A 26992-nucleotide genomic window follows, 5' to 3' on the forward strand; every position below is an offset into this window, starting at 1 on the left:
CGCGCCCCGAGCGCCCCACCGTGCGCCGCCCCAGGATGGGAGCATGCCGAAGCCCATCCGGATCCGCGCCGCCGTGACCGTCGCCGTACTGCTGTCCTCCCTGGTGGCGGGCTGTAGCAGCGGCTCCGGCGACGGGGACCTGACCGCGCAGAAACTGGACTGGAAGGACTGCCCGGCGCCGTCCCCGGCGGAGGGCGGCGGCGGGCCCCCGTCCCCGCTGCCGAACGGCGGCACCTGGCAGTGCGCCACCATGCAGGCGCCCCTCGACTGGAACAACCCCAAGGGCGCCACCATCGGCATCGCGCTGATCCGGGCGAAGGCGAGCGGCGACCCGAGCAAGCGGATCGGCTCGCTGATCTTCAACTTCGGCGGCCCCGGCGGCTCCGGCGTCACCACGCTGCCCGCCTTCGGCGAGGACTACGCCAAGCTGCGCACCCGCTACGACCTGGTGAGCTTCGACCCGCGCGGGGTCGGTCGCAGTGACCCGGTCGAGTGCGAGAGCGACGCGCAACTAGACGAGTTCTTCCAGCAGGACGCGACGCCCGACGACGCGGCCGAGCGCGCCCAGCTCCTGAATCGCACCAAGCAGTTCAACCGGGCCTGCGAGAAGAACTCCAAGCGGGTCCTCCCGCGTGTGCGCACCACGGACGCCGCCCGCGACATGGACCTCATGCGCCAGGTCCTCGGCGACGAAAAGCTGCACTACTTCGGCATCTCGTACGGCACCGAACTCGGCGGCGTCTACGCCCACTTGTTCCCCAAGAACGTGGGCCGGGCCGTCTTCGACGGGGTCGTCGACCCCACGCAGAACCCGGAACAGAGCTCGCTCGGGCAGGCCCGGGGCTTCCAGCTCGCGCTCGACAACTTCGCCGAGGACTGCACGTCGAAGACCACCGAGTGCCCGATCGGCGACACCCCGCAGGACGTCAAGGACCGCATCGCCAAGCTGCTCCGTGACCTCGACAAGAAACCGATCCCGGGCATCTTCCCGCGCCAACTGACCCAGACCGCCGCGACCAACGGCATCGCGCAGTCCCTGTACTCCAAGGACTTCTGGGAGTACCTCACGGAGGGGCTCGAGCAGGCCTACGACGGCGACGGCAAGATCCTCATGCTGCTGTCCGACTCGATGAACGGCCGCAGCGAGAACGGCGAGTACAGCAACATCACCGCGGCGAACACCGCCATCAACTGCGCCGACGACAAGCCGCGGTACACGGACGACTTCGTCGAGCAGAGGCTGCCGCAGTTCCGCGCCGCCTCCCCGCTGTTCGGGGACTTCCTGGCCTGGGGCATGCTCAGCTGCACCAACTGGGCGGTACCGGGTGCCGCCGATCATCCCGATGTGAGTGCACCCGGGGCGGCGCCGATCCTCGTCGTGGGCAACACCGGCGACCCCGCGACCCCTTACGAGGGCGCGCGGAAGATGGTGGACGCGCTCGGCAAGGGCGTCGGCGTCCAGCTGACGTACAAGGGGCAGGGGCACGGCGCGTACGACAGCAAGAACAAGTGCGTGCAGGACACGGTGAACGGCTATCTGCTGGACGTGAAGGTGCCGCCGGCCGGGACCGTCTGCTCCTGAACTCACTCCGATTGCCGAGAGAAGTCGCAGGTCAGAGAGTTATCCACAGGTCGGCACAGGCTCGGCTTGATCCGCCTACTATGGCCTGACTGCTCCCCGCGGCTCAGGGCGGAGAGCTCGTGAGGGGGGTGCACATGTCGCGTTTCGCACGATGGACGGCCACGGTCGCAGCAGCTGTGCTGGTGGCCGGATGCAGCGGCGGATCGTCCGGCGGAAGCGGGGACGAGGGCAAGGGCCGGTCCGATACGCCGTCGGGACCGCCGACCGCCACGTCCGCCGCCCTGCCCGCCTCGCTCGCGGCGCAGAAGCTCGCCTGGGGCGGCTGCAAGGCCACAAAAGACGCCCCGGCGCCGAGCGCCGACTGGCAGTGCGCCACGCTCAAGGTGCCGCTGGACTGGGCGAAGCCGGACGGCGAGACGATCGGCCTGGCACTGATCCGTGCCAAGGCCACAGGAGGCGACCACATCGGCTCGCTGCTGTTCAACTTCGGCGGTCCGGGCGGCTCGGGCGTGTCCATGATGCCGTACTACGCGGCCACGGTCTCCAAGCTGCGCCAGCGGTACGACCTGGTGAGCTGGGACCCGCGCGGGGTCGGGGCGAGCGAGGGCATCCGCTGCCGCGGCGACCGGGAGATCCAGTCCGCCGAGACGGTGGACGCCACCCCGGACACCCCGGCCGAGGAACAGGCCTACTTCCAGGACGCCACCGACTTCGGCAAGGGCTGCACGAAGGCCGCCGGGAAGCTGATGGCACATGTGTCGACGACCGACACGGCACGCGACATGGATCTGATGCGCCAGGTCCTCGGCGACACGAAGATGCACTACTTCGGCATCTCCTACGGCACCGAACTGGGCGGTGTGTACGCCCACTTGTTCCCCAGGAACGTGGGGCGGCTGATCCTGGACGCGGTGGTCGACCCGAGCGCCGACGCGGTGGGCCACGCCGAGAACCAGGCCCGGGGCTTCCAGCGGGCCCTGGACGACTACCTCAAGTCCACGGGGCAGGACCCGAAGCAGGGCTCGCAGAAGATCGTGAGCCTGCTGGACGGGATCGACGCCAAGCCGCTCCCGACGTCGTCCGGGCGCAAGCTGACACAGACGCTCGCGGTCACCGGAATCGTCCTGCCGCTGTACAGCGAGGCCAGCTGGCCGACGCTCACCAGCGCTCTGAAGGCCGCCGAGCAGGGTGACGGTTCGAAGCTGCTGTCGCTCGCCGACAACTACAACGAGCGCGACTCCGCGGGGCACTACGGCACGACCACGCATGCACAACGGGTCATATCGTGCCTGGACGACAAGCAGCGGCCCACGCTGACCGAGACGAAGAAGCTGCTGCCGGAGTTCGAGAAGATCTCGCCGGTGTTCGGGGACTTCCTGGGCTGGGACACGGCCGGCTGGTGCCACGACTGGCCGGTGCCCGGGCAGTACGACACCCCGGAGGTCAGTGCGCCGGGTGCGGCGCCGATCCTGCTGGTCGGCAACACCGGGGACCCGGCGACGCCGTACGAGGGCGCCCGCAGGATGGCGGACGAGCTGGGCAAGGGTGTCGGTGTGGAGCTCACCTGGAAGGGCGAGGGACACGGGGCGTACGGCAACGGGAGCGACTGCGTCGACTCGACGGTGAACGCGTATCTGCTCGGCGGGACGGTGCCCAAGGACGGCAAGGTCTGCTCGTAGCTCCGCCGTCGGGCCAAGGGCCCCGGGCAGCGGAAAGGGGCCCGGCACTCGTGGTGCCGAGCCCCTCCGGGACCGGGGAAGGCGTGGGCCTAGTAGACCGGCTTGTGCGGCTCGATCTGGTGGACCCATCCGATCACACCGCCGCCGACGTGCACGGCGTCCGCGAAGCCCGCGGACTTCAGCACGGCGAGGACTTCCGCACTGCGGACACCCGTCTTGCAGTGCAGGACGATCTTCTTGTCCTGCGGGAGGGTCTCCAGGGCGGCGCCCATCAGGAACTCGTTCTTCGGGATCAGCCGGGCGCCCGGGATGGAGACGATCTCGTACTCGTTCGGCTCGCGGACATCGATGATGTCGATGTTCTCGCCGTCGTCGATCCACTCCTTGAGCTGCTTGGGAGTGATCGTCGAACCGGCGGCCGCCTCCTGGGCCTCCTCGGACACGACGCCGCAGAAGGCCTCGTAGTCGATGAGCTCGGTGACGGTCGGGTTCTCGCCGCAGACCGCGCAGTTCGGGTCCTTGCGGACCTTCACCTGGCGGTACTGCATCTCCAGGGCGTCGTAGATCATCAGCCGGCCGACCAGCGGCTCACCGATGCCGGCGAGCAGCTTGATGGCCTCGTTGACCTGGATGGAGCCGATGGACGCGCACAGCACGCCGAGGACGCCGCCCTCGGCGCAGGAGGGAACCATGCCGGGGGGCGGGGGCTCCGGGTACAGGCAGCGGTAGCAGGGGCCGTGCTCCGACCAGAAGACGGACGCCTGGCCGTCGAAGCGGTAGATCGAGCCCCACACGTACGGCTTGTTCAGCAGCACGCAGGCGTCGTTGACCAGGTAGCGGGTCGCGAAGTTGTCCGTGCCGTCGACGATCAGGTCGTACTGGCTGAAGATGTCCATCACGTTGTCGGCCTCGAGCCGCTCCTCGTGAAGGATCACGTTCACGTACGGGTTGATGCCCTTGACGGTGTCCCGGGCGGACTCGGCCTTGGAGCGGCCGATGTCGGACTGGCTGTGGATGATCTGACGCTGCAGGTTCGACTCGTCGACCTCGTCGAACTCCACGATGCCGAGCGTGCCCACGCCGGCCGCGGCCATGTACATCAGCGCCGGCGAACCCAGGCCGCCGGCACCCACACAGAGCACCTTGGCGTTCTTCAGCCGCTTCTGCCCGTCCATCCCGACATCGGGGATGATCAGGTGGCGGGAGTACCTGCGGACCTCGTCTACGGTGAGCTCAGAGGCTGGCTCGACCAGGGGTGGCAACGACACGGGGACTCCGTTGGTCGGTCAATCACTACAGTTGTTCTCCCTGTAACACTGCCATGGCCTTCTTCATTCCGAGACACCCGTTCCGATCCGCGAGACGATTTCGTCCCAGTAGCCGGGCATGGTCTCCCAGGGGTCGGCCCGGCCGCCGCGATCGGTGCGGTCGGTGAAGTAGATCGTCGCCGCGCCCTGCCAGCGGGCGATGCGCAGCGCCTCGTCGAGATGGCCGCGGGGCACGCCGTGCACGAAGTGGCAGAAGCGGTCGGGCGGGTAGTCGGCGGTCCACTCGGCCACCTGCGACCACCGGTAGTCGGACCAGGAGCCGGAGAAGGTCACCAACTGGTCGGCGTTCGCGGCGTAGCCCGGGTGCGGGTGGGTGCCGTGGCCGAGGACGACATGGGCGTCGGCGCGGATCGCGCGCAGCGCGTCGACGGTGCGGCGGACCTCGGGGAGCGCGGTGCGCTCGCCGGGGCAGCGGTCGAGGAGGAAGCCGTCGACCCGGTACCAGTCGAGGTAGCGGTGGGCGTCCGAGAGCAGGTCCGCGTAGGCGCGGGCACCGTAGATGTTGTCGAGGTGACCGAGGACACGGACACCCGCGTTGCGCAGCCGGCCGGCCGCCTCCAGGCAGTGCGGGTCGGGGCGCGTGCCGGGGCCGCCGCCCGACACGTTGAGGACGACCCAGTGCAGGGGCGTGCCCGGGCGGGTGAGTTCGCCCCACTCCATCGGGGCGACCAGGGGATGCGCAAAGCCGGGGATGCCGAAGCCGGTGCGGGCGACGGTGCCTGCTGTGCCACGTTTGGTGCTGGTCAGATGCGGCATGCCGCCTCCATCCAGATGTCGGCGAGGGACTCTTCGAGGTTGATGCGGGGCCGCCAGCCGAGCCGGTCGCGTGCGGTGCGCACGTCGGCCTGCTGCCAGCTGCCGCAGCCGTCGGGGTACGGAAACGCGACCGGGGCGTGGTCGGAGTCGGGGCGCGGGTGGCCGATGGATGCCCTCAGGGGTCCGGGCGGTCCGTCGAGTTCGTGCAGGGCGCCGCCGTATCCGGCGACGCGGGCGAGAACGGCGGCGGCGTCGCGCAGGCGGACGGCGCGGCCCGAGCCGATGTTGATGACGCCCTGCGCGGCGGAGAGCGAGGCGGCGTGCACGGCGCGGGCCACGTCGCGGACGTCGATGAAGTCGCGCTGGACGCCCAGGCCGCCGAGCTTGAGCTCGCCGTCGCCGGACTGCATGGCGCGGCGCATCGCCTCGGCGAGGCGGCCTAGCGGGGAGCCGGCCGGTGTGCCGGGTCCGGCGGGCGAGAACACGCGGAGGACCACGGCGTCCAGACCCGAGCCCAGGACGAGTTCGGTGGCGGCGAGTTTGCTGACGCCGTACGGGCCGCCGGGGCGGGGGACGGCGTCCTCGGCCGTGGAGGAGCCGGGCTGGCTGGGGCCGTACTCGGCGCTGCAGCCGATCTGCACGAGGCGGGCGCCGCAGCCGCTGCGGCGCAGGGCCTCGCAGACGGTGGCGACGGCGACGGTGTTGTGCCGGGTGAGTTCGCGGGCGCCGCCGCGGGTGGCTCCGGCGCAGTTGACGACGACGCCGGGGTGCACCGCGTCGAGGAAGCGGGTGAGTGCGCCGGGGCTGCCGGACGCGAGGTCGAAGCGGACGTCGGCGTCGTCGCCGCGGCCGAGCGCGGTGAGCTGGACGGCCGGGTCGGCGAGCAGGCGGTCGGCGACGAAGCGGCCGAGGTAGCCGTTGGCTCCGATCAGCAGGACCCTCATCGTGCGGCTCCCGGGGTGTGCGTTCCGGCTGCTCCGGTGGCTCCGGGCGCTCCGGGTCGGGAGGTGGTCATCTGGTGTTCTCCTTCGAAGGGATGATGCGCTTGCCTCCGGCGGCTGGGCAGGGCGCCTGCGGCTGGAAAAGGTCTGGGTTCCGGTGGGCGGCTCCGGCGCGAAGGGAGCGGTGGCGTGCCGGTCATCGCTGCTCTCCCGTCGGCGTGTGCGCCGAGGCGCGGGTGAGGGTGCGGGCCGCGTGGAGCAACAGGGCCAGGGCGGCCGTTCCGCAGGCGAGCGCGGGGACGCTGCCCTCACCCCAGGTGTCCACGAGGGTCTCGATGGGGGCCGCCAGGAAGGCGCACCCGGAAAGCCGCCCGCCGAGGACCAGGGCCAGCGCCGTCGCCTCGACCGCGGCCGCGGCGGTGAGGGCGCGGGCCGGGGCGTGCGCATGGTGGTGCACGGTGAGGAGGCGGGCGAGCAGGAGGAGGGCGCCCAGGGTGAGGACCTGCGGCAGAGCGGCGGGCTCGTGCACGGCCGTGCCGGACAGGGCGGCCAGGCCCGCGAGGGCGCTCAGGAACAGGGCGACCGCGCCGAGCAGCAGCGGCCGTGCGGCGGCGGTGAACTCCTCCAGGCCACGGCTGCCCGTGAGCCTGCGGTGGACGCGTGCGGCGAAGAGATGGGCGGTCCAGGCCGCCGGGGCGCAGGCCAGGGTGAGGGCCAGGACGGGTGCGGTGGCCAGAGGCCAGTGGCCGCCCGCAGCGCTGGTGGGCGGGCCGTCGGGGCCGCCGTGCAGGACGGCGTGGAGCAGGCCGTCGCCGAGGAGGGCGTAGGCGAGGAGCCAGTGGGCGGACGCGCGCGTGCCGAGCGGCGTGCGCCACAAGTGGCCGTCGGGTGGGGTGGCGAGCGGGCCGCGGCGCAGTGCCGCGCGCACGCCGAGGGTCACGGCGAGGACGCCCACGGCGGCTACCACAAGGCGCGTTCGGCCGTGGGTGAGGTGCAGTGCGGTCACGACCGCCGCGCTCAGCGCTCCGGGGAGGAGGGTGAGCAGGGCCCAGTCGGCGCGTGCGCGGGGCGCGGCCGCGGGGTCGGGGGGCGGGAGCGGGTCGTCGTCACGGGGTACGCGCGCGTACATCTCCTCGGCGAGCGAGAAGACGTCGCGGTGCCGGAAGCGGGCGGCGGTCCGGTCGGTGACGCCGTGTGCCTCCAGACCCGCCGCGATCTCCAGCGGGTCCACGGCGCGTTCGCACAGCTCGCGGTGACGGTGCATCAGCGCCTTCACGGGGTCCGCGGCGCCCCGGCGGACGGCGGGTCCGCGGCTCCGTACCGTGCCCGCGCGGGCTCTGCCGCCCGCGGTCGCCGGCGGTTCGGCCCCGCGCGAGGAGTCCTGTGCCCGCCCGTCTCCGGGAGCAGGCTCCGGCTCCTCCCCCGCGAGCCACCCCTCCGAGCGCATGTCCCACGCGCCGGGGCTGCTCGGGGTTCCGGGGCGGTCCAGTTCGCCCAGGTCGCTCATCGGACTCCCTCCGTGACCGTCAAGGGGGTGGCTCGCACCGGCGGGCCGGAGGCCCAGGCGGGACCGCCGCGTGCCAGGACGCGGGACGCGGAACCGGTCCAGCGCCCGGGGAGATGGGCCTCGGCCGGGACGGCGAACGGGAGGGGTTCGCCGGTCTCGCCGAGGACGACCCGGCGGACCGGGCAGTGCGAGAGGATCTCCAGGTAAATGCCGTGAAATGCCGCGATGTTCTGCTCGACGGTGAACAGTTCGAGCGCCCGGGCGCGGGCGGCGGCGCCGAGGCGCTCACGGCGCTCGGGATCGCGCAGCAGCGCCACGCACGCCTCCGCGAGCGCCCGCGGATTGCGCGGCGGTACGACGAGTCCCGTGCCACCGATGACCTCGACCACGGCGCCGACGTCCGTGGACACCGTCGCGCGGCCGCAGAACATGGCCTCGACCAGGCTGATCGGGAAGCCCTCGACAACGCTGGAGAGGACGGTCACGGCGCCGGAGGCGTACACGTCGGCGAGGGACGGGGCGTCGGGCTCTCCGATCTCCTCGAAGGAGACCGGGTTGTCGCCGACCGCGTGCACGCCCTCGGCCTCGTCCGGGAAGAGCTGCGCGGCGAGCGCCCGGCAGTGGCCCAGATACGCCTCGCCCTCGGTGCCCGTTGCCGCGCCGACGATCCGCAGCCGTGCCTTGGGCTCCTCCTTGCGGACCTCGGCGAAGGCGTGCAGCAGGGACACCAGGTCCTTGGCGGGTTCGACCCGGCCGACCCACACCAGCGTGCCCGGTTCGGCGTGGTCGGCGAACTCGCCCACCTCCGCGAAGCGGGACGCCTCCATGCCCGGGTAGACCGTGCGGATCCTTGAGCGGTCCGCGCCGCAGTGCTCCTGCCAGCGGCGGGCGTGCGCGTTGCCCGGTGTGAGGATCGCGGCCCGGGTGTAGACCTCGGCGGCCAGCCTGCCGTGGAAGGAGGCGAGCAGCGCGCGCACGGCAGGAGCGGCCTCGGCGGAGGCGAGGTAGTGCGAGCGCAGGCGCACGCCGTACTCGGTCACCAGCAGCGGCACGCCGGAGAAGTGGCGGGCGAGCAGTCCGGGCAGCGCCGCAGCGCCGCCGGCGGTCGCATGGCACACGTCGACCGAGCCGAGGCCGTCGTCCTCGTACCAGTCGAGGGACAGGGGGCGCAGGCTGCGTTCGAGGTGCGCGGCGACGGCGAGCAGTTCCGGCACACGGGCCTCGCGCGCCGTGCGCGGTGCGCCGGGTGCGCGGCAGGCGTGTTCCAGCGCGCGCAGGGCGGTTTCGGAGCGGAGCGCGCCGACCAGTCCGCCCTCGTCGCGCGCGACTTCCGCGAGCCCGTACAACGCACTGGCGAAACGGTCCGCCTGGTCATCCGACCCGGTGCAGACCGCTGCGACGAGTTCTCCGTAGCAGTCGGCAAAGCGCCGGCGCGCGCGCCGCCCGTGCACCACGCCGTCGTCCTCGGCGGTCCACAGCGGGGCCGTGCGGACCCGACTGACCTGTGGTGGAAGCGGGATCCAGCCCTCGTCCTCCTGTTGCCGGCCACGGCTGAGCGCGTAGATGTCGAACTCGTGCTGCCCGAGCCCGCGCACGAGCCGGTCGCACCAGAGCCTGGCATCACCGTTCAGATACGGATAGCCACCTTCCGTAAGCAGTCCGATGCGCACGAGCGCACCCCCGATCTCCCGTGTGAGGAGCCGCCGTCACGGTGGCGGCTCGCAGCGGGACGAACGTATGCGGACATGACGGTGGCGCGACGGACGGTTGTCCATCGCGCCACCAAAAGGGGTGAACGGGAGTAACTTTCCCGTGCGACTTACGTTCGCTGGCGCTAAGAGATGGCGAGAACACGGAACGTCACACCCTCGCGCGCCACCGACCGGTGCACGACGCGCGAGGCGCCTGTCAACTCTTGGGGTAGGGCCAGGGGTTGGGCAGGCAGTGGATTCCGTCGTGGTCGAGGAACTTGGTCTGCTGCTGCATGACCGGGGCCAACTCGCCGTTCCTGTCGCAGCTCACATGGCCGTAGCCCAGCCGGTGGCCGACCTCGTGATTGATGAGCATCTGCCGGTAGGCATGGATTTCGTTCCCGTATGTCTTGCTGCCCTGCGCCCACCGGTATGCGTTGATCATCACGCGCTCGGTGGAGGCGGAGTCGCACGACACGTTGTCCTCCGTCGTGTCGAGACCGGACTTGGCGCACCACTGCGCGGTGGTGCCGGGGCTGGCCAGTGTGATCACGAAGTCGGCCTTGCCGGAGTAGATGCGCTCGAAGGTCCGGGCGCCGCCGTGGGCCCAGCTGCGGTTGTCGTTGAGCGTCTTCTGCACGGCCTGGGCGAAGAGTTCGGCGTCCAGGCCGAGCCCCTTCTCCACGTCCACGCGGTAGGTGTACTTCCGGCCCTTGCCGGGCGCCCTGTCGACGCCGGGTACGGCCTCGAACTTCCCCGAGCCCTTGAGCGTGACACCGAGCGGGTACCTCGTGTCCATCTTCTGCTCGTACGTCAGCGTCGCCACGCTCGGCGCGGCGGACGGGGTGGTCCGGCCCTGGCCGCGCGAGGTGGATTCCTGGTCGGCGCGGGCCTGGTCGGTGGCCGACTGCGACCGCACATCGGCGTCGTCGTGGCCGTCGGCGACCTGGCCGGCCACGATCACCGCGAGCACGGTGGTGACGGCGGCGGCCGCGATGCCGGCGAACGCCCGGCCCTTGGTGCTCTTCGTCTCCCCGGACGGGGCCGTCGGGGGCGTGCCGTCGTCCGCGTCGGGCTCGGGGACCGTCGGGACGGTGTCGGGGGTGGGCGACTCGGTGCGCTGGGCGCCGATGCCGGCTCCGGACCGGGGTGTGAAGACGTCGTCGTCCTCGTCGAAGGCGTCGAGGTAGTCCTGCCGCGGTACGCCCGGCATCGCCTGCCGCTGCCGCGGTATGGCCACACCGGGCCCCGCCACGCCGAGCCCTGCCGCACCGGCTCCGGGCGCACCACCGCGCCCTCTCAACTCGCCCCAGCCACCCCCGGCTTCACGCTGTTCGGGATGCCCACCGCGGGATTGGGCAGTGCCGTCGGGACAACGGGGGGTGCCATGGGCGGGCGTGCCGCCGGGGAAACGCGGCACGCCGCGCGCGGGAGTCCCGTCGGGCAGACGCAGCACCCCATGGGCGGGCGTGCCGTCGGGCAGACGCGGCACCCCGTGAGCCGGCGTGCCGTCAGGAAGACGCGGCACCCCGCGCGCGGGAGTCCCGTCGGCGAATCCCGTCCCCCCGCCCGTCGGTGCCTGCCGTTGTCCGGGGAGCGGTACGTGACCCGCCCCCGGACCGGGCACATCCGGCGGCCCCCCGATCCCGGCGGAGTCTCGTGGCCCCCGCCTTCCCCCCATGTCCGCGGCATCGCTCTTGGCGGAGGATCCGCGGCGGCTGTGGCGTCCCACGTCGGCCCTCAGCTCCCCGCACCCGCGTCGACCGCGCCGGAACCGCCGTCGGGGGCCGCCGGCACCGACTCCCCCAGGTGCGCGAGGAGTTCACGGAAGGCCGCGGCCACCGTCTCCGGGTACTCCATCATCGCGACGTGCCCGGCGTCGGGCAGGGAGAGCAGGCGGGAGTCGCGGAAGGCGCGGGCCGCCCGCTGGGCCATGCGGTAGCCGACGAGCTGGTCGCGGCCGCCGTAGATCAGGAGGGTCGGGGCCAGGACGCGCTCGGCCTGGCGCCACAGCCCGTGCTGCCCGCCCAGCGTGTACGCGTTGACCAGCCCGCGCGCGGAGCGCGCCATCGCGTCCCAGAAGTACGGCAGTTGCAGCCGCCGCTCCAGTTCGTCCACGGCGTGTCCGAATGCCTCGGGCGTCACCCGCCCCGGGTCGCCGTAGCACAGCCCCAGGACTCCGCGGACCCGCTGCTCGGCCGTCCACTCCTTGGTGAGCCGGGTGAACAGCGCTGCCACGCCGGGCACCCCCAGCAGCCCCGTCGGCATCGCGGTCCGCTGCACGCGCAGTTCGGGCAACGCGGGCGAGACGAGCGTGAGCGTCCGTACGAGATCGGGACGCACGGCGGAGACGCGCGTGGCGACGGCGCCGCCGAGCGAGTTCCCGAAGAGGTGGACCGGGCCGCGTCCGGTCGCGTCGAGATAGCGGATCACCGCGCGCGCGTGTCCCGTGATGGAGTAGTCGCCGTCGTCGGGCGGCGGGGAGTCGCCGAAGCCCGGCAGGTCGACCGCCTCGCCGGAGACGACACCGTCCAGCCCCTCCATGAGCGCCGACCAGTTCTGCGAGGAACCGCCGAGCCCATGGACGTACAGCGCGGGCGGCAGTCCCTCGCGCGCGGGTGGTCTCGACCGGATGGACAGCGTGACACCGGGAAGCGTCACCGAACCGAGTCGCTCGCCCTCCGCGACCCTGACGCGCGCCACCTTCGGGAGCACGCTGGTGGCAGGCACGAACGGCAGCTCGGTCGAAGACATGCGCCAATGTTACGAGACGATCACGCAGTGGATCGTGTGTTCGCGGTCACAGAACAGGCCTGAATCGCATAGCGTCCGAATCGGGTGTCTCCTACGCTCTTACAGAGGGCACCCGCTTGTCGCCCCTGTTTCTCGCAGGGACAACATTCCACGGAAGGGAGCCCACCATGGCCCTTGACCCCACCGATCCGGATGTCTTCGAGGAACTCGCCGACGACGAGGCCGCGGAGGTCGACGTCGAGGCGCCCGAGAACGACGCCGCGGAACAGCACGCGGACGTCGCACCGGACCGTGACGCCCCCCTGGAGAACGTCGACCCGGCCGTCGCGAACGAGGCGGATCTCCTCGAACAGAGGCGGGTCGTGTCCCTCGACGAGGACGATTACCGCTGACGCCGACGAGGACACGGGGAGTGACCTGCCCCGTTTGTTGCCCTTCGACGGGCTTTCGCCGCCGTCCGGTACGTGAAATTCTGCGCTCGCACCGCGCACACCACGGTTACCGAAAAGTACGATGGCCGCGCGGCGCACACCGCATGTGGACGACTTTGGGAGGCGGCGTGACAGCCATCGAGCAGACAGAGGCGGCACGCCCGCGGGGCACTCGCCTTCCGCGCCGTGCCCGACGGAACCAGCTGCTGGGCGCCGCCCAGGAAGTTTTCGTGGCGCAGGGCTACCACGCTGCCGCGATGGATGACATCGCCGAGCGCGCCGGGGTCAGCAAGCCGGTGCTCTACCAGCACTTCCCGGGCAAGCTCGACCTCTACCTGGCCCTGCTGGACCAGCATTGCGAGTCCCTGATCCAGGCCGTGCGGGGCGCGCTGGAGTCGACTTCCGACAACAAGCAGCGCGTCCGGGCGACCATGGACGCCTACTTCGCGTACGTCGAGGACGACGGCGGCGCGTTCCGCCTGGTCTTCGAGTCCGACCTGACGAACGAGCCCGCGGTGCGCGAGCGCGTCGACAAGGTGACGAACGACTGCGCCGAGGCGATCTGCGACGTCATCGCGGAGGACACAGGCCTGTCGCGCGCCGAGTCGATGCTGCTGGCCTCCGGCCTCGGCGGGCTCGCCCAGGTGGTCGCGCGCTCCTGGCTGCACAGCGACCGCACGGTCCCGCGTGACCAGGCGGTGCAGCTGCTGACCTCGCTGGCCTGGCGGGGCATCGCCGGCTTCCCGCTGCACGGGATCGAACAGAACCACTGACCGAACAGAGTCGTCGAGGGTCATGGGCACGTCGGCCGGGTTTGTTCCCGGCCGCTGTTCGCTCCTGGCGTTCTTGCGCGCTGCGTGCAGGTCCCCTCACCGGGCTAATGTGTGCTGGGTACGGCGCGGAAGGTCGCGCACTTCACTGACCGTCGGAGGGACATAGCCGTGGAGGTCAAGATCGGCGTGCAGCACGCGCCCCGCGAGATCGTTCTGGAGAGCGGTCAGAACGCGGAGGAAATCGAGCGGCTGGTGTCCGAGGCCCTGGCCGGAAAGACGCAGCTGCTCAGCCTCGAGGACGAGCGCGGCCGCAAGGTGCTGGTGCCGGCGGACCGCCTGGCGTACGTCGAGCTCGGCGAGCCGACGGTCCGCAAGGTGGGCTTCAGCGCGCTGTAGTCACAGCTGACGGAAAGGGGCCCGACGGTGTACAGCCGTCGGGCCCCTTTCCGTGTGAACTCCCGCGTGGAAGCCTGTGAACTCCCGCTGGGACGTATGTCAACTCCTGCGCGGAAGAGCCCCCACATGCGGAGCACAAGTCACCCACAGGGGAGGATTGCATTCCGCAGGTCACGGGTATGACGGGCTACGACCGTGAAGCGCAGGCCGGCCGTGTGGGAGGGACCCGTAATGATCCTGGAAGCTGTCGGCTCCGCCCTGCTCGGCGCGGTCCTCGCGTGGGCGGCGGTCCGCCGTCTGTCCCACCGGCTGCCCGCCCGTCCCCTGGTGTTCTGCACGGGCGTGGCCGGAGCCCTCTTCGGTGACTTCGTCACCCACAGCGCGCTGGGCCCCGGCACGGTCCTGCTGAGCCTCCTCGGCGCGGCGATCGTCTCCGCGGCCTCACTGTCGCTGCTGCTGCGCCCGGCCGGGAGACTCCGGCGACGATCAGCCCCGGCGTAGGACCTGACCGACGCCGTCCGGAAAAGCACCCCGCGCCGGGGAGAAGGAACTACGCCGCCAGCCCCAGCGCCGCCATCCGCTTGGTGTGCGCCTCGGTGATCCGGGAGAACATCCTGCCGACCTCGGCGAGGTCGAAGCCGTCCGCGACGCCGCCGACGAGCATCGTGGACAGCGCGTCCCGGTCGGCGACGACCCGCTGGGACTGCGAGAGCGCCTCACCCATGAGACGCCGCGCCCACAGAGCAAGACGGCCACCCACGCGCGGGTCGGCGTCGATCGCGGCGCGCACCTTCTCGACGGCGAAGCCGGCGTGTCCCGTGTCGTCCAGGACGGCCAGGACGAGCTCGCGCGTGTCCGAGTCGAGGCGGGCCGCGACCTCCCGGTAGAAGTCGCTGGCGATCGAGTCGCCCACATACGCCTTGACCAGGCCCTCCAGCCAGTCCGAGGGCGCCGTCTGCTTGTGGAAGCCGTCGAGGGCGGCGACGAAGGGCTCCATGGCCTGGGTGGACTCCTCGCCGATCTCGGTGAGCCGGTCCCGCAACTGCTCGAAGTGGTGGAACTCGGCCGAGGCCATCTTGGCCAGCTCCGCCTTGTCCGCCAGCGTGGGCGCCAGCTTGGCGTCCTCCGCGAGCCGCTCGAACGCCGCGAGCTCTCCGTAGGCGAGTGCGCCGAGCAGGTCCACGACCGCGGCGCGGTACTGCGGGTCGCCGGAGGCCTTCGCCCAGTCCTGGGCGGCGACTCCGGTGGCTTCGGGCGAGGCTTCCACGGGGGCGTTGTCAGGCTTGTCAGAGCTCGTCATGAAGCGCACAATAGCCCGCCCGTCGCCCGTCGGAAGCCCCTGGTCAACCACTGTGACGACGACTACGTGACCAAATCGGCCATCGCGTGTGCGCGATTCCGGGGTATGGTGGTAATGCGCCTGCTGGTACGTCGTCGTACCTCGACAGGCCGCACGTATGAGGATGCCCGGTCGGTGGCCCGATCGGCTCCGACCCGACAGCCCTCCTGGCCGTACGGCACTGTGCGTACGACAACCGGAGGGACACCCTCAGCGGTACGAGCGCTAGAGCGTCGGCAGTGGTCCCGTGCCATACGGCTTGCCCGAGTGGTTTGCCCGTAAGGCAGCCGACGTCCCCGGCACGGTCCGTCAAAGACCCCCCGCGCTCGCCTCGCGCCGCGACTCACAGAAGAGGCAGCACCCTGACTACGACGTTCCGAGAACTCGGGATCCTTCCCGAGACCGCCGAGGCCCTGGAAGCCGTCGGCATCATCACTCCCTTCCCCATCCAGGAGATGACGCTCCCCGTCGCCCTCTCGGGCACGGACGTCATCGGCCAGGCCAAGACCGGCACCGGCAAGACGCTGGGCTTCGGCCTCCCGCTCCTCGAGCGCGTGACCGTCCCCGCCGACGTGGAGGCCGGACGCGCCGCCCCCGAATCCCTCACCGACACCCCGCAGGCGCTCGTCGTCGTCCCCACGCGCGAGCTGTGCACGCAGGTCACCAACGACCTGCTGACCGCGGGCAAGGTGCGCAATGTGCGCGTCACCGCCATCTACGGCGGCCGGGCCTACGAGCCCCAGGTCGAGGCCCTGAAGAAGGGCGTCGACGTGGTCGTCGGCACCCCGGGCCGGCTCCTGGACCTCGCGGGCCAGAAGAAGCTCAACCTGAGCCACGTCAAGTGCCTGGTCCTCGACGAGGCCGACGAGATGCTCGACCTGGGCTTCCTGCCCGACGTCGAGAAGATCATCAACATGCTTCCGGCCAAGCGCCAGACCATGCTGTTCTCGGCGACCATGCCGGGCGCGGTCATCGGCCTCGCGCGCCGGTACATGTCGCAGCCCACCCACATCCGCGCCACCGCGCCGGACGACGAGGGCGCGACCGTCGCCAACATCAAGCAGTTCGTCTACCGCGCGCACTCCATGGACAAGCCGGAGATGATCGCCCGCATACTGCAGGCCGACGGCCGCGGACTGGCGATGATCTTCTGCCGCACCAAGCGCACGGCCGCCGACATCGCCGAGCAGCTCCAGCGCCGCGGCTTCGCCTCCGGCGCGGTCCACGGCGACCTCGGCCAGGGCGCCCGCGAGCAGGCGCTGCGCGCCTTCCGCAACGGCAAGGTGGACGTCCTCGTCTGCACCGACGTCGCCGCGCGCGGCATCGACGTCGAGGGCGTGACGCACGTCATCAACTACCAGTCCCCCGAGGACGAGAAGACCTACCTGCACCGCATCGGCCGTACGGGCCGCGCGGGCGCGAAGGGTACGGCGATCACGTTCGTCGACTGGGACGACATCCCGCGCTGGCAGCTCATCAACAAGGCGCTGGAGCTGGGCTTCAACGACCCGGTGGAGACGTACTCCACCTCCCCGCACTTCTTCGAGGACCTCGGCATCCCCGCGGGCACCAAGGGTGTTCTGCCGCGATCGGAGCGCACGCGCGCCGGTCTGGACGCGGAGGAGCTGGAGGACCTGGGCGAGACCGGTGGCCGCGGTGCGCGCGGTCGCGGTGGCCGAGGTGGCCAGGGTGGTCATGGCGAGGACCGTTCCGCCGAGCGTGAGCGTCCGGCACGTACGCCGCGTCGTCGCCGCCGTACGCGCGGCGGAGCGGACATGGACTCCACGGCCGGTACGACTCCGGTCGACTCCGCGTCGCCGGCCGCCGAGGCCGTCGCGGCACAGGAGCCGACGTCCACCCGGACCCCGCGCCACCGTCGCCGCATCCGCGGTGGGGCGTCCGCGGAGCAGCCGGTGGCCGCGGCCGCTCAGCCGACGGCGACCGAGGCCGCCGAGGCCGCGGTGACCACGGCGGAGGGTCCTGCCGCGATCGAGACCCCGGAGAAGCCGCGCCGCCGCCGTACGCGCAAGTCGGCGGAGCAGCCGGTGACGCCGGCCGAGAGCACGGCCGAGGTCGCCGCCGAGCCCGAGGCGCCGGTGGCCACGGCCCCCGCCGAGGCGCCGGAGGCGAAGCCGCGCCGTCGCACCCGCAAGGCCGCGGAGCCGGCGGCTGCCGCCGAGACCGTGGTCGACACGGCCGAGGCCGTCGAGGCCAAGCCGCGCCGCACCCGCAAGGCCTCCACGGCCGCCGTGGCCGCCGTGGAGGCGCCGGAGACCGCCGCCGAGGCCGTCGAGGCCGCGCCGCGCCGTCGTACGCGCAAGGCGGCCGAAGCCGTGGTCGACACGGCCGAGGCCACCGAGGCGAAGCCCCGCCGCACGCGGAAGGCCGCCGCCGCCCCCGAGGCGACCGCGGAGACCGCCGAAGCGACGGAGCCCAAGCCGCGCCGCACCCGCAAGGCCGCCGCCACCGCCGAAGCCGCCGTGGACACGGCCGAGGGCACGGAGGCCAAGCCCCGTCGCACGCGGAAGGCCGCCGCCGCCCCCGAGGCGACCGCGGAGACCGCCGAAGCGACGGAGCCCAAGCCGCGCCGCACCCGCAAGGCCGCCGCGGCCGTCGTGGAAGCCCCGGAGGCCGCCGAGGCCAAGCCGCGCCGCACCCGGAAGGCAACGGCTGCCGTCGACGTGGTCGACGGTGTGGAGGCCAAGCCCGCCGTACGCCGGACCCGCAAGGCCGCCGCCGCGGTGAGCGCCGGAATTCCGGCGCAGGCCACCGAGGAGCCGACGGCCAAGCCGCGCCGCACCCGCAAGGCCGCCACCTCCGTCGAAGCCACCGGCGACCCGGCCGAGGCGAAGCCCAGGGCCCGCCGGACCCGCAAGGCCGCCGTGGCCGTGGAGGCCCCGGAAGCCTGATCCGGCGAGCAGGCAGCGACCCGAGAAACAGCCCGTCGGCCCGGCCCACCTCGTGTGGGACCGGGCCGTCGGCGTCCCTGCCCCACCGCGGCGGGCGGGCGCCCGATAGCCTCTGCTCATGAGCAGGCCTCCCACGTTCGTCCCGCCCCCCGGCGCCCGCGCGTACTCCCTGCGTACCGCGCGAGGCGAGTTCGCCGTCGTCGACGCTCCCGTGGCCGCCGGTGCGGAGCCCAGGGGCGTCGCGCTGCTGCTGCCCGGCTTCACCGGAAGCAAGGAGGACTTCAACCCGTTGCATGTGCCGCTGGCCGAGCGCGGGTACCGTACCGTCGCCGTCGACGGGCGCGGACAGTACGAGTCCGACGGCCCGGAGCACGACGAATCGGCCTACGCGCAGGAGGAGTTGGCGCGCGACGTGCTGGCCCAGGCGGAAGCGCTCGGGACGCCCGTGCATCTGCTGGGGCACTCGCTCGGCGGGCAGATCTCGCGTGCCGCCGTGCTCATCGACCACACCCCCTTTCTGTCGCTCACCCTGATGGCCTCCGGCCCGGCCCAGATCTCCGTCTCCCAGCAGCAGCGCGTGAAGCTGCTGCGCGACGCCCTCGCCGTGATGTCGATGGACGAAGTGTGGGACGCGATACGGGCGATGGAGGCGCCGGAGGAGACCGAGACCGGCGAGCTCGACGAGGGCCTCGACGACCAGGAGGACCTGCGGCGCCGCTGGCTGGGCAACAAGCCCGCCCAACTCCTCGCCACGGGGCGCCAGTTGTGCACCGAGCCGGACCGCGTCGCCGAACTCGCCGCCGTACCCCTGCCGTTCCACGTTCTGTCGGGGGCGCTGGACGACACCTGGCCGGTGACGCTCCTCGACGAGATGGCCGTACGGCTCAGAGCCCGGCGGACGGTCGTCGAGGGCGCGGAGCACTCGCCCAACACCGACCAGCCGCTCACCACCGCCCGTGCGATCGCCGGTTTCTGGGACCGGGTCACGCAGCAGGGCTAGGGAGCTAGTACTGCGTCTGCAGATGCTCCCAGAAGCCGTCCCGCAGGGCGCGGCGCAGGTCCGCCTGGCCGCGCAGGGAGTACTGGAGCAGGCCCTCGGCCTCGACGAGGAGGTCCTGGTCGACGGAGCCGGGCAGATAGGGGTGGCCCGGGAGCAGCTCGACGAGGGCCTCGCGGCCGCGGGCGGACAGCCACTTGGCGGCGATCTGGGCGCCGACGAAGCGGACGTCCTCGCGGGTCGGCCGGTTGGCCGTGGCCTCGTACGCGGGTGCGGTGCGCCGGGAGACGTACGGCTTGAAGAATTCGAGGTCGAAGGTGCGCTGGCTGTCGACCTCCCAGAGCAGGGGCTCCGCCTGGTTGCGGCCCTCGGGGGCCTCGATGCCCCACAGGTGGACACGGGCGCCGTACCCCTGCGCGGCCTCCACCGCCGACACCAGGTCCTCGTCGCCGCCGATGAGCGCCGCGTCGCTGATGGCGCGGTGGCGGGCGAGTGACTCCAGGTCGGTGCGGATCAGCGAGTCGACGCCCTTCTGCTGGTTGTTGGCGTTGAGGTTGCCGAGGCGGACCTTGACGTCCGGGAGTTCGGCGATGCACTGCTGCTCGGCCGTGTGGATGCGGCGCCGGGCGCCGTCGTACCAGTAGACCCGCAGCAGCCTGCTGTCCGCGAAGATCGTGCGGGCGCGGTCGATGAGCGCCTCGATCAGGCCCTCGGCGTCGAGGTCGAAGGCGCGTCGGTCCTCGGTCCCGGCCACCAGCCGGCCCGTGGCCGCGTACAGATACCCCGCGTCGACGAAGATCGCATGGGTCGAGGGCGTCTTCGCCACTTCGGCGAGCATGCGCTGCAGCAGCTCGTTCGTGCGCTCGATGCGGGCCTGCAGGGCCGCGAGGTCGTCGTTCATCGCCTCCATTGTCCTGGCGGTCACGCTGCGAACACAACCGGTCCCGGTCAGTCTCCCGGCAACCTCTTACCAGTCGGTAATTAGGCGTTCGAAAAATTTCTTTAGCGTAGGGAATGTTTGTAACACGCAGCCCGTTGACTATGACGGAACAGCAAGACGAAGGGAGAGGCCATGCGCTTCGAAATCATGCGACTCGACGAGGTCGACGGGACGACCGTGGACAGCACCGTCGTGGATGCCGCCTCCGTCAACCGGATCGTCCAGCAGGCCGCCGCGATCGGCCAGCGCCTGTGGATCCGACCGGCCGAAACCACGGCCTCGTAACTGACGCGGATCACCGCTGAAGCTTCAGAGCCCCCGTACGGCACCGACGCCGTACGGGGGCTCTGCGCATGCATGGGCTCCGGAAACCCGGGGCTCGCGCGCCAGCCCCGGGGCTCGCGCGCCAGACCCGGGGCTCACGTGCCAGACCCGGGGCTCACGTGCCCTTGATCACCTGCGTGACCCCGTTGATGATCTGCTGCACGGCGATGGCGGAGAGCATCATGCCCGCGAGCCGCGTCACCAGGACCACGCCGCCGTCCTTGATGAGCCGGATGATCAGCAGCGAGTAGCGCATGACCAGCCACAGCACGACATGTATCGCGAGGATCGCCGACCACACCGACACCTGCATGGCCACACTGTCGGCCTTCTGCACGGCCAGGATGACGGAGACGATCGCGCCCGGCCCGGCCAGCAGCGGCATGCCCAGCGGTACGAGGGCGACGTTGACGTCCTTGGTCTGCTTGGGCTCGTCCGTCTTGCCGGTGAGCAGGTCGAGCGCGATGAGCAGAAGCAGCAGCCCGCCCGCGATCATCAGCGCCGGGACGGAGACATGCAGGTAGTTCAGGATCTGGTGGCCGAGCAGTCCGAAGACGGTGATCACACCGCCGGCGACACAGACGGCCTGGAAGGCCATGCGCTTCTGCACCTTGCCGGGGCGTCCGGCGGTCAGCGCGAGGAAGATCGGGGTGATCCCGGGGGGATCCATGATGACGAAAAGGGTGAGGAAGAGGGAGCCGAAGACGGCGACGTCGAACATGAGTGAGCAAGCCTTGCGGGTGAAGAGGGGGCGAAGAGGGTGAAGGTGGGCGTGAGGGGGGGGTGGGCCTCAGGCTCCGCCGGTCCCCGGCACCGGGAACGCCCCGGTGGCCCGCCGCGTGATCTCCCCGTACACCTCGGGGTCCGTCGTGTACTCGCCCAGCGCCACGGTCTTGCGGCTGCCGTGGTAGTCCGAGGACCCCGTGACCAGCAGCCCCAGCTCGGCGGCGAGCCCGCGCAGACGCGTCCGGGCATCTGCGTCGTGGTCCATGTGGTCGACCTCGATGCCGTCCAGACCGGCCGCGGCCATGTCCGCGATCCTGGGCTCGGGCACCGTGCGACCGCGCTTGGCGGCGGCCGGGTGCGCGAAGACGGCGACGCCGCCCGCGCCCTTGATGAGCCGGATCGCCTCGAAGGGGTCGGTCTCGTGCTTCTCCACGAAGGCCCGGCCGCCGTCGGCCAGCCACTCGGGTGTGAACGCGTCACTCACCGTCGGTACGACACCGAGCTCGACGAGCGCGGAGGCGACGTGCGGACGCCCGACGGAGCCGTTGCCGGCGATCCGCGAGACCTGTTCCCAGGTGACCGGCACACCCAGCTCGTTCAGCTTGGCGATCATGGCCTTGGCCCGCGGCACCCGGTCGTCCCGGACCAGCTCGCGCTCGGCGAGCAGGGCGGGCTCCTCGGGGTCGAAGAGGTAGGCCAGCATGTGCATGGAGACGCCGTCGAGACGGCAGGAGAGTTCGGCGCCGGTGACGAGGGTGAGCCCCGCCGGCAGCGCGGCGAGGGCCTCGGCGTATCCGCGGGTGGTGTCGTGGTCGGTCAGCGCGACGACGTCCAGACCGGCCGCGGCGGCGTTGCACACCAGCTCGGCCGGGGTGTCCGTGCCGTCGGAGGCCGTGGAGTGGCAGTGCAGATCGATGCGCACGACGCGGACACTCCAAGCGGTGACGGGACGGAAGGGGACACCTAAGGATAGCCGGGTCCCAGGGGTGCCCTGTCACACCCGCACCCCCTATCCACCCCCTACAGGCGACGCTCAGGGTTGCAACAGTCTCGGCGACAGCGCACCGCACGGCACCAGGTCCAGTTCGGCGCCCGCGTCCCGCAGGTCGGTCAGCACCAGTTCGTCGTACATCAGTAGCCCGGTCTGTTCGGGCCAGACCACCGCCCACAGCCACAGCCCGCGCGCCTCACCGGCGAACACGGCGCGGTCGTCCGGGGAGCCGGTGACGTGCCAGAGCGGGGTCGGGCGTCCGGCGGCCAGAACCTTGGCCTGGGGCGGCTTCTCGACGTTCATGTACGGCCCCGGGTCCGGGCCGTCGATGCCCGCGTAACGCGCACCCAGACCGACACCCAGCTCCTCGGCGACCAGGATCATCTCGCCCATGCCGCCGAGCGGACCGGGCCCCGAGCAGGCCACCGCGGTCGCCCGGCCGCCACTGCGGTCGTCGCCCGCGCAGGCCACTCCCGTGAACAGCCAACCCACCGGCAGCGGCCATGGCATCCAGACCGGCACCTGGGTGCGATGCACCACCACGCCGAGGGCCTCGACGCTGGGCGGGATCACGGGCTGCACCGGATGCACGGTCCCGTGCACATCGCACTGCCACGAATCGGCGAAGAGTCCGGGAGCCCTGACCCGGCCACCACACTTCGGGCAACTGGGTTCGCCCCTCATAGGGCCCCACGGTCCTACCCTCGCTCCCCCACGTCAAGGACGATCACCCGTCCGGACGGAACCGGTCACCGCGCAAAACAACATGCATATTGCATTAATTAGTCGAGCTAACTTAGTATATGTAAACAGCAACCATCTCCTCGTCGGGAACCTCGGGATTGGAGCGGACATGGACGCCTTCGACGCGGGTGCGGGCGGCATCCTGCGGCAGCCCAAGGCGGTCTGGGCGACGGCCGGAGCCTCCGTCGTCGCCTTCATGGGCATCGGTCTGGTCGACCCGATCCTGCCGTCCATCGCCCAGGGCCTGAACGCCACACCCGGACAGGTCTCCCTCCTTTTCACCTCCTACTTCCTGATCACCGCCGTGGCGATGCTGCTGACCGGTTTCGTCTCCAGCCGGATCGGCGGCCGCAAGACCCTGCTGCTCGGCCTCGCGTTCGTCGTGGTCTTCGCCGGTCTCGCGGGCACGTCGGACTCGGTCGGCCAACTGGTCGGCTTCCGGGCCGGCTGGGGCCTGGGCAACGCCCTGTTCGTCTCCACCGCGCTCGCGGTCATCGTCGGCGCGGCGGCCGGCGGGAGCGCGGCCGCGATCCTGCTCTACGAGTCCGCCCTCGGCCTGGGCATGGCGTGCGGCCCGCTGCTGGGCGCGCTGCTCGGCAACATCAGCTGGCGCTATCCGTTCTTCGGCACGGCCACGCTGATGGCGATCGGCTTCCTGTGCATCGCGGCGTTCCTGAAGGAACAGCCGAGGCCCGCGCGCAAGACCTCCGTCCTGGACCCGATCAGGGCACTGGGCCACGGCGGACTCGCCTCCGCGGCCGTCTCGGCCTTCTTCTACAACTACACGTTCTTCACCGTGCTGGCCTTCACCCCGTTCGTGCTGAACATGACCCCCTACCGCTCGGGGGCCGTGTTCTTCGCCTGGGGCCTGCTGCTCGCCGTCTTCTCGGTGATCGTGGCGCCGCGGATGCAGGAGCGGTTCGGCTCGCTGAAGGTGCTCGGCGGCTCGCTGGTGCTGCTCGCCGCCGATGTGCTCGTCCTCGGCTACGGCAACCACAGCGCGGCCGTCGTCTGCACGATCCTGTCCGGCGCCTTCATCGGCGTGAACAACACGGTCTACACCGAACTGGCCCTGGGCGTGTCGGACGCGCCGCGCCCCGTGGCGAGCGCTGGCTACAACTTCGTGCGGTGGTTCGCGGCCGCCGCGGCACCCTACTTCGCGCCGAAGATCGAGGAGTGGACCGACGCGCGCATCCCGTTCGTGGTCGCGGCGGTCACCGCGGTGCTGGGCGCGCTCGTGGTGCTCGTACGGCGCGAGGCCCTCACGAACGAGGCCGAGGAGCTGGAGACCGCGCACGCCACCGAGGACGGCGTCACGGTCTTTGCCAACTGACCGAATCCCGACTTGCGTTGGTGAGATCGGTCACTCTCGTGAGGGCCGGCGTCAGTCGAGCGGGACGGATCCGCGGGCGGGATCCCGCAGATCCGTCCCGCTCGCGAGCCAGCGCTCCTGGAGGGCCTGGGCGCCGTGCACGCGCTTCCAGGCGGCCTCGTTCGGGGTCATCGGGAGCAGCGGCAGGAACCGCACGGGATCCATCGGCTCGTCGAGCTCCAGATCCTCGACCAGCCCGCCCGGCTCACCGACCAGGACCGACGTGAACGGGGCGCCGGGCCACAGGGGTTCGGCCACGTCGAGGGAGGCGCCCGGAGCCACGACGACACCCTCCACCTGCGGGGACGCACCGAGGACGGCGAGCGGGCGGAGCACCTTGTCGGTGTCGGCGCGGCCGGCGCGGACGGACAGGACCAGCTCCGCCCGCGGTCCCTTCACCGGATCGGCGAGCATCGCGTTGGGGTCCGTCATGGGGTGCGCGGACATGCCGAGCGTGGCGTAGCGGACGATGTCGCCCTCCTGGAAACGGAGCACCTCGATGCGGTCCGTACCGAGGAAGGTGACCGCGGCGCGCGCGTCCGGTTCTCCGAGCATGGTGCTCAACCGCGCCTCGACAAGAGGAAGAACATCAACCATGCGGTGAGCATAGAACTCGTCAGTACCGGGCAAAGCCGCGCCTTGACACTATGGGCGACTGGTACTCTGAGCCGGTGGTTCGGGACAGCACGCAGAAGCGTCGCGATCGGGTCCCGACGCCGATGAGACTCCCTTACGAGGGACCGGCCGGAGGAGGTGGGGCTGCGATGGACCGAAGTCGACCGTGCAGTACCACCCGCTCTTCCTGCCGTTGAACTAGCTGCTTCGGCTCGTCTGCCTGGCTGCCGCCTCCCGCATGCGTGCACGCTCCAGTCGTCGTACGGAAGAGCACTTCGTTTCGTTTTGCCTGATCTGTCTGATCTGCATCAGTAGCCGAATCAGCAGCGAAGCCCACCACCGCGACGGAGCGGTGCTCCCCGCTTTGTGGACGTGCCAAACATCCCGTAGCACGGACGTCCTCATTCCGGGCAGTTCCACCCGTCGCAGCGGCCCTTGCGTGCCTCGCTGCTCGTTGCGAAGGAGCCTGCCATGTCGATGATCCGCGACCTGCGTGCCGTGGTCCGTCCCTCCCGTCCCTCGCTGCGCAAGAGCAGCCTGCGGATGGACACGGGCGCGTACGACACCACTCGCGACCCCTCGACGCCCTCGGCCGTCGTCGACTGCGCGGTCTACCGCGACGGCGCCCGGGTCGAGAGCGCCAAGCCGATGACCCCGCAGGAGGCGATGCGGCTGGTGCGCCGTGACGGCGGGTTCGTGTGGATCGGTCTGCACGAGCCGACCGAGGCCGAATTCGCCGGTATCGCGAGCGAGTTCGGACTGCACCCGCTGGCCGTCGAGGACGCGGTCCAGGCGCACCAGCGGCCGAAGCTGGAGCGTTACGACGACTCACTCTTCACCGTCTTCAAGACCATCCACTACGTCGAGCACGACCGGCTCACCGCCAACAGCGAGGTCGTGGAGACCGGTGAGGTGATGTGCTTCACCGGCCGGGACTTCTTCATCACCGTCCGGCACGGCGGGCAGGGCTCGCTGCGGGCGCTGCGCCACCGGCTCCAGGACGACCCCGAGTTGCTCGCCAAGGGTCCCTCGGCCGTGCTGCACGCCATCTCCGACCACGTCGTCGACGGCTACATCGCGGTCGCGGACGCGGTGCAGGACGACATCGACGAGGTGGAGACCGAGGTCTTCTCGCCCGCCCGCAAGGGTGGGGTGTCGCGTGGTGTGGACTCGGCGCGGATCTACCAGCTCAAACGTGAGGTGCTGGAGTTCAAGCGCGCGGTCTCGCCGCTCCTGCGGCCGATGCAGCTGCTGAGCGAGCGTCCGATGCGGTTGGTCGACCCGGACATCCAGAAGTACTTCCGGGACGTCGCCGACCACCTGGCCCGCGTCCAGGAGCAGGTGCTCGGCTTCGACGAGCTTCTCAACTCCATCCTCCAGGCCAACCTCGCGCAGGCCTCGGTCGCGCAGAACGAGGACATGCGCAAGATCACGGCCTGGGCGGCGATCATCGCCGTGCCGACGATGGTGTGCGGTGTGTACGGCATGAACTTCAAGTACATGCCCGAGCTGCACTGGAAGTACGGCTACCCGGTGATCATGGGCATCACGGTGGCCCTGTGTCTGGGCATCCACCGCACACTGAAGCGCAACGGCTGGCTGTGAGGGCAGCCGCGGCGGCGGGGCGCGCGGATAGGCTGAACGCATGACAAGCGAGCTGCTCGACCAGGCCCTCGTCGAGGAGGCCACGAAGAAGTCCGGCCTCATCTGGGTCAAGGGCACCGGCGCCCCGGCCGCCCGTGCGCTGTGGCACGTGTGGCACGAAGGTGCGGTGTGCCTGGTCGGTGACGGGCCCGGGGAGCAGCCGCTGCCCGGGCTGGCCGACGGGGGCTTCGCCGAGGTGACCGTGCGCAGCAAGGACAAGGGCGGCCGGCTCGTCTCCTGGACGGCGTCCGTGTCCGAGCTGCCTTCCGGCTCCGCCGAGTGGGAGGCGGCGGTGGCCGAGCTCAAGGGCAAGCGCCTCAACGCCCCGGACGGCGAGGCGATGACCGCCCGCTGGGCCCGCGAGTGCCGGGTGCTCCGCCTGACCCCGACGGGCTCCACGACCCCGCTCCCCTCCACCAACCTGGCCGAGGCCCCCCAACCGACCCCGGCCACGACCCGCCACCCGATCCCGGCGGCCCTCCCCCGGCTCCTCGCGGGTCGCCGCAAGCGCAGGTAACTCCGCGGCCGGCCCGCGAATACCGCTGCTCCCTGC

25 protein-coding genes are annotated in these 26992 nt (G+C 71.3%); 12 read left to right on the forward strand and 13 right to left on the reverse strand.

Annotated elements, in window-relative coordinates:
- The first annotated feature begins 43 nt into the window (after positions 1 to 43).
- Together ACFY1J_RS14240 and ACFY1J_RS14245 are read left to right on the forward strand one after the other, a co-directional pair.
- Positions 44 to 1582: an alpha/beta hydrolase gene (locus tag ACFY1J_RS14240; protein WP_390708752.1), complete on the forward strand. Its 1539-nt coding sequence runs from the start codon at positions 44 to 46 to the stop codon at positions 1580 to 1582.
- Between the two features lie 134 nt (positions 1583 to 1716).
- Positions 1717 to 3261, forward strand: a complete 1545-nt coding sequence (locus ACFY1J_RS14245; RefSeq protein ID WP_390708751.1) for an alpha/beta hydrolase — start codon at positions 1717 to 1719, stop codon at positions 3259 to 3261.
- Between the two features lie 89 nt (positions 3262 to 3350).
- On the opposite strand, the gene moeZ is transcribed toward ACFY1J_RS14245, so the two are convergent.
- The 7 genes from moeZ to ACFY1J_RS14280 form a co-directional block, all read right to left on the reverse strand.
- Positions 3351 to 4529, reverse strand: coding sequence for an adenylyltransferase/sulfurtransferase MoeZ (gene moeZ / locus ACFY1J_RS14250; protein ID WP_390708750.1), 1179 nt, complete (start codon positions 4527 to 4529; stop codon positions 3351 to 3353).
- Positions 4530 to 4592: 63 nt separating this feature from the next.
- Positions 4593 to 5345 (reverse strand): spherulation-specific family 4 protein, encoded by a 753-nt coding sequence (locus ACFY1J_RS14255; RefSeq protein WP_390708749.1) that lies wholly within the window; start codon positions 5343 to 5345, stop codon positions 4593 to 4595.
- On the reverse strand, positions 5333 to 6289 hold the full coding sequence (locus tag ACFY1J_RS14260; protein WP_390708748.1) for an NAD-dependent epimerase/dehydratase family protein: 957 nt from the start codon (positions 6287 to 6289) through the stop codon (positions 5333 to 5335). Before ACFY1J_RS14260 ends, ACFY1J_RS14255 begins: the two co-directional genes overlap by 13 nt.
- 193 nt (positions 6290 to 6482) lie before the next feature.
- Entirely contained in the window at positions 6483 to 7793 is a 1311-nt protein-coding gene (locus ACFY1J_RS14265; RefSeq protein WP_390731274.1) for a hypothetical protein, read from the reverse strand.
- Entirely contained in the window at positions 7790 to 9463 is a 1674-nt protein-coding gene (locus ACFY1J_RS14270; protein WP_390731275.1) for a DUF3492 domain-containing protein, read from the reverse strand. The genes ACFY1J_RS14265 and ACFY1J_RS14270 overlap by 4 nt, the downstream gene beginning before the upstream one ends.
- Positions 9464 to 9701: 238 nt before the next feature.
- Positions 9702 to 11216 (reverse strand): DUF3152 domain-containing protein, encoded by a 1515-nt coding sequence (locus ACFY1J_RS14275; RefSeq protein WP_390731276.1) that lies wholly within the window; start codon positions 11214 to 11216, stop codon positions 9702 to 9704.
- Between the two features lie 8 nt (positions 11217 to 11224).
- Positions 11225 to 12238: an alpha/beta fold hydrolase gene (locus ACFY1J_RS14280; protein WP_390708744.1), complete on the reverse strand. Its 1014-nt coding sequence runs from the start codon at positions 12236 to 12238 to the stop codon at positions 11225 to 11227.
- A gap of 167 nt (positions 12239 to 12405) precedes the next feature.
- Between ACFY1J_RS14280 and ACFY1J_RS14285 the strand changes: the two genes are divergently transcribed.
- The 4 genes from ACFY1J_RS14285 to ACFY1J_RS14300 all read left to right on the forward strand — a co-directional run bounded on the left by ACFY1J_RS14285 (position 12406) and on the right by ACFY1J_RS14300 (position 14339).
- Positions 12406 to 12630, forward strand: a complete 225-nt coding sequence (locus tag ACFY1J_RS14285; protein ID WP_390708743.1) for a hypothetical protein — start codon at positions 12406 to 12408, stop codon at positions 12628 to 12630.
- Between the two features lie 167 nt (positions 12631 to 12797).
- Positions 12798 to 13442 carry a TetR/AcrR family transcriptional regulator gene (locus ACFY1J_RS14290; RefSeq protein WP_363294072.1) on the forward strand — a complete coding sequence of 215 codons (645 nt, stop codon included), beginning with the start codon at positions 12798 to 12800 and terminating at the stop codon, positions 13440 to 13442.
- A gap of 168 nt (positions 13443 to 13610) precedes the next feature.
- On the forward strand, positions 13611 to 13838 hold the full coding sequence (locus ACFY1J_RS14295; RefSeq protein WP_390708742.1) for a DUF3107 domain-containing protein: 228 nt from the start codon (positions 13611 to 13613) through the stop codon (positions 13836 to 13838).
- 231 nt (positions 13839 to 14069) lie between these two features.
- Positions 14070 to 14339 (forward strand): hypothetical protein, encoded by a 270-nt coding sequence (locus tag ACFY1J_RS14300; protein ID WP_390708741.1) that lies wholly within the window; start codon positions 14070 to 14072, stop codon positions 14337 to 14339.
- A 49-nt stretch (positions 14340 to 14388) separates the two neighbouring features.
- Here ACFY1J_RS14300 and ACFY1J_RS14305 read toward each other — a convergent pair whose 3' ends face one another.
- Positions 14389 to 15147: a ferritin-like fold-containing protein gene (locus ACFY1J_RS14305; RefSeq protein ID WP_390708740.1), complete on the reverse strand. Its 759-nt coding sequence runs from the start codon at positions 15145 to 15147 to the stop codon at positions 14389 to 14391.
- Positions 15148 to 15632: 485 nt separating this feature from the next.
- On the opposite strand from ACFY1J_RS14305, the gene ACFY1J_RS14310 reads away from it, so the two are divergent.
- Positions 15633 to 18086 (forward strand): DEAD/DEAH box helicase, encoded by a 2454-nt coding sequence (locus ACFY1J_RS14310; RefSeq protein WP_390731277.1) that lies wholly within the window; start codon positions 15633 to 15635, stop codon positions 18084 to 18086.
- 118 nt (positions 18087 to 18204) lie between these two features.
- Positions 18205 to 19086 (forward strand): alpha/beta fold hydrolase, encoded by an 882-nt coding sequence (locus ACFY1J_RS14315; protein ID WP_390708738.1) that lies wholly within the window; start codon positions 18205 to 18207, stop codon positions 19084 to 19086.
- Between the two features lie 4 nt (positions 19087 to 19090).
- On the opposite strand, the gene ACFY1J_RS14320 is transcribed toward ACFY1J_RS14315, so the two are convergent.
- Positions 19091 to 19984, reverse strand: a complete 894-nt coding sequence (locus ACFY1J_RS14320; protein WP_363294362.1) for an NYN domain-containing protein — start codon at positions 19982 to 19984, stop codon at positions 19091 to 19093.
- Positions 19985 to 20155: 171 nt separating this feature from the next.
- On the opposite strand from ACFY1J_RS14320, the gene ACFY1J_RS14325 reads away from it, so the two are divergent.
- A complete protein-coding gene (locus tag ACFY1J_RS14325) occupies positions 20156 to 20308 on the forward strand; it encodes a hypothetical protein (protein ID WP_184968404.1) in 153 nt (50 codons plus the stop codon).
- A 154-nt stretch (positions 20309 to 20462) separates the two neighbouring features.
- Here ACFY1J_RS14325 and ACFY1J_RS14330 read toward each other — a convergent pair whose 3' ends face one another.
- The 3 genes from ACFY1J_RS14330 to ACFY1J_RS14340 all read right to left on the reverse strand — a co-directional run bounded on the left by ACFY1J_RS14330 (position 20463) and on the right by ACFY1J_RS14340 (position 22748).
- Complete coding sequence (locus ACFY1J_RS14330; RefSeq protein ID WP_390708737.1) at positions 20463 to 21068, reverse strand: MarC family protein; 606 nt, start codon at positions 21066 to 21068, stop codon at positions 20463 to 20465.
- Positions 21069 to 21137: 69 nt separating this feature from the next.
- Positions 21138 to 21995: a PHP domain-containing protein gene (locus ACFY1J_RS14335; RefSeq protein WP_390708736.1), complete on the reverse strand. Its 858-nt coding sequence runs from the start codon at positions 21993 to 21995 to the stop codon at positions 21138 to 21140.
- A gap of 111 nt (positions 21996 to 22106) precedes the next feature.
- Entirely contained in the window at positions 22107 to 22748 is a 642-nt protein-coding gene (locus tag ACFY1J_RS14340) for a DUF6758 family protein (protein ID WP_316748169.1), read from the reverse strand.
- Between the two features lie 169 nt (positions 22749 to 22917).
- Here ACFY1J_RS14340 and ACFY1J_RS14345 point away from each other — a divergent pair, with 169 nt between their 5' ends.
- A complete protein-coding gene (locus tag ACFY1J_RS14345; protein ID WP_390708735.1) occupies positions 22918 to 24141 on the forward strand; it encodes an MFS transporter in 1224 nt (407 codons plus the stop codon).
- 51 nt (positions 24142 to 24192) lie between these two features.
- On the opposite strand, the gene ACFY1J_RS14350 is transcribed toward ACFY1J_RS14345, so the two are convergent.
- Entirely contained in the window at positions 24193 to 24777 is a 585-nt protein-coding gene (locus ACFY1J_RS14350; protein WP_390708734.1) for a suppressor of fused domain protein, read from the reverse strand.
- Positions 24778 to 25266: 489 nt separating this feature from the next.
- Between ACFY1J_RS14350 and ACFY1J_RS14355 the strand changes: the two genes are divergently transcribed.
- Both ACFY1J_RS14355 and ACFY1J_RS14360 read left to right on the forward strand, forming a co-directional pair.
- The gene (locus ACFY1J_RS14355) at positions 25267 to 26400 is read left to right on the forward strand and encodes a magnesium and cobalt transport protein CorA (protein ID WP_390708733.1); all 1134 of its coding nucleotides are present in this window, start codon (positions 25267 to 25269) and stop codon (positions 26398 to 26400) included.
- 40 nt (positions 26401 to 26440) lie between these two features.
- The gene (locus ACFY1J_RS14360) at positions 26441 to 26956 is read left to right on the forward strand and encodes a hypothetical protein (RefSeq protein WP_390708732.1); all 516 of its coding nucleotides are present in this window, start codon (positions 26441 to 26443) and stop codon (positions 26954 to 26956) included.
- Positions 26957 to 26992: the final 36 nt, after the last annotated feature.

This window comes from Streptomyces sp. NPDC001406 (genome assembly GCF_042895285.1).
Classification (GTDB): domain Bacteria; phylum Actinomycetota; class Actinomycetes; order Streptomycetales; family Streptomycetaceae; genus Streptomyces.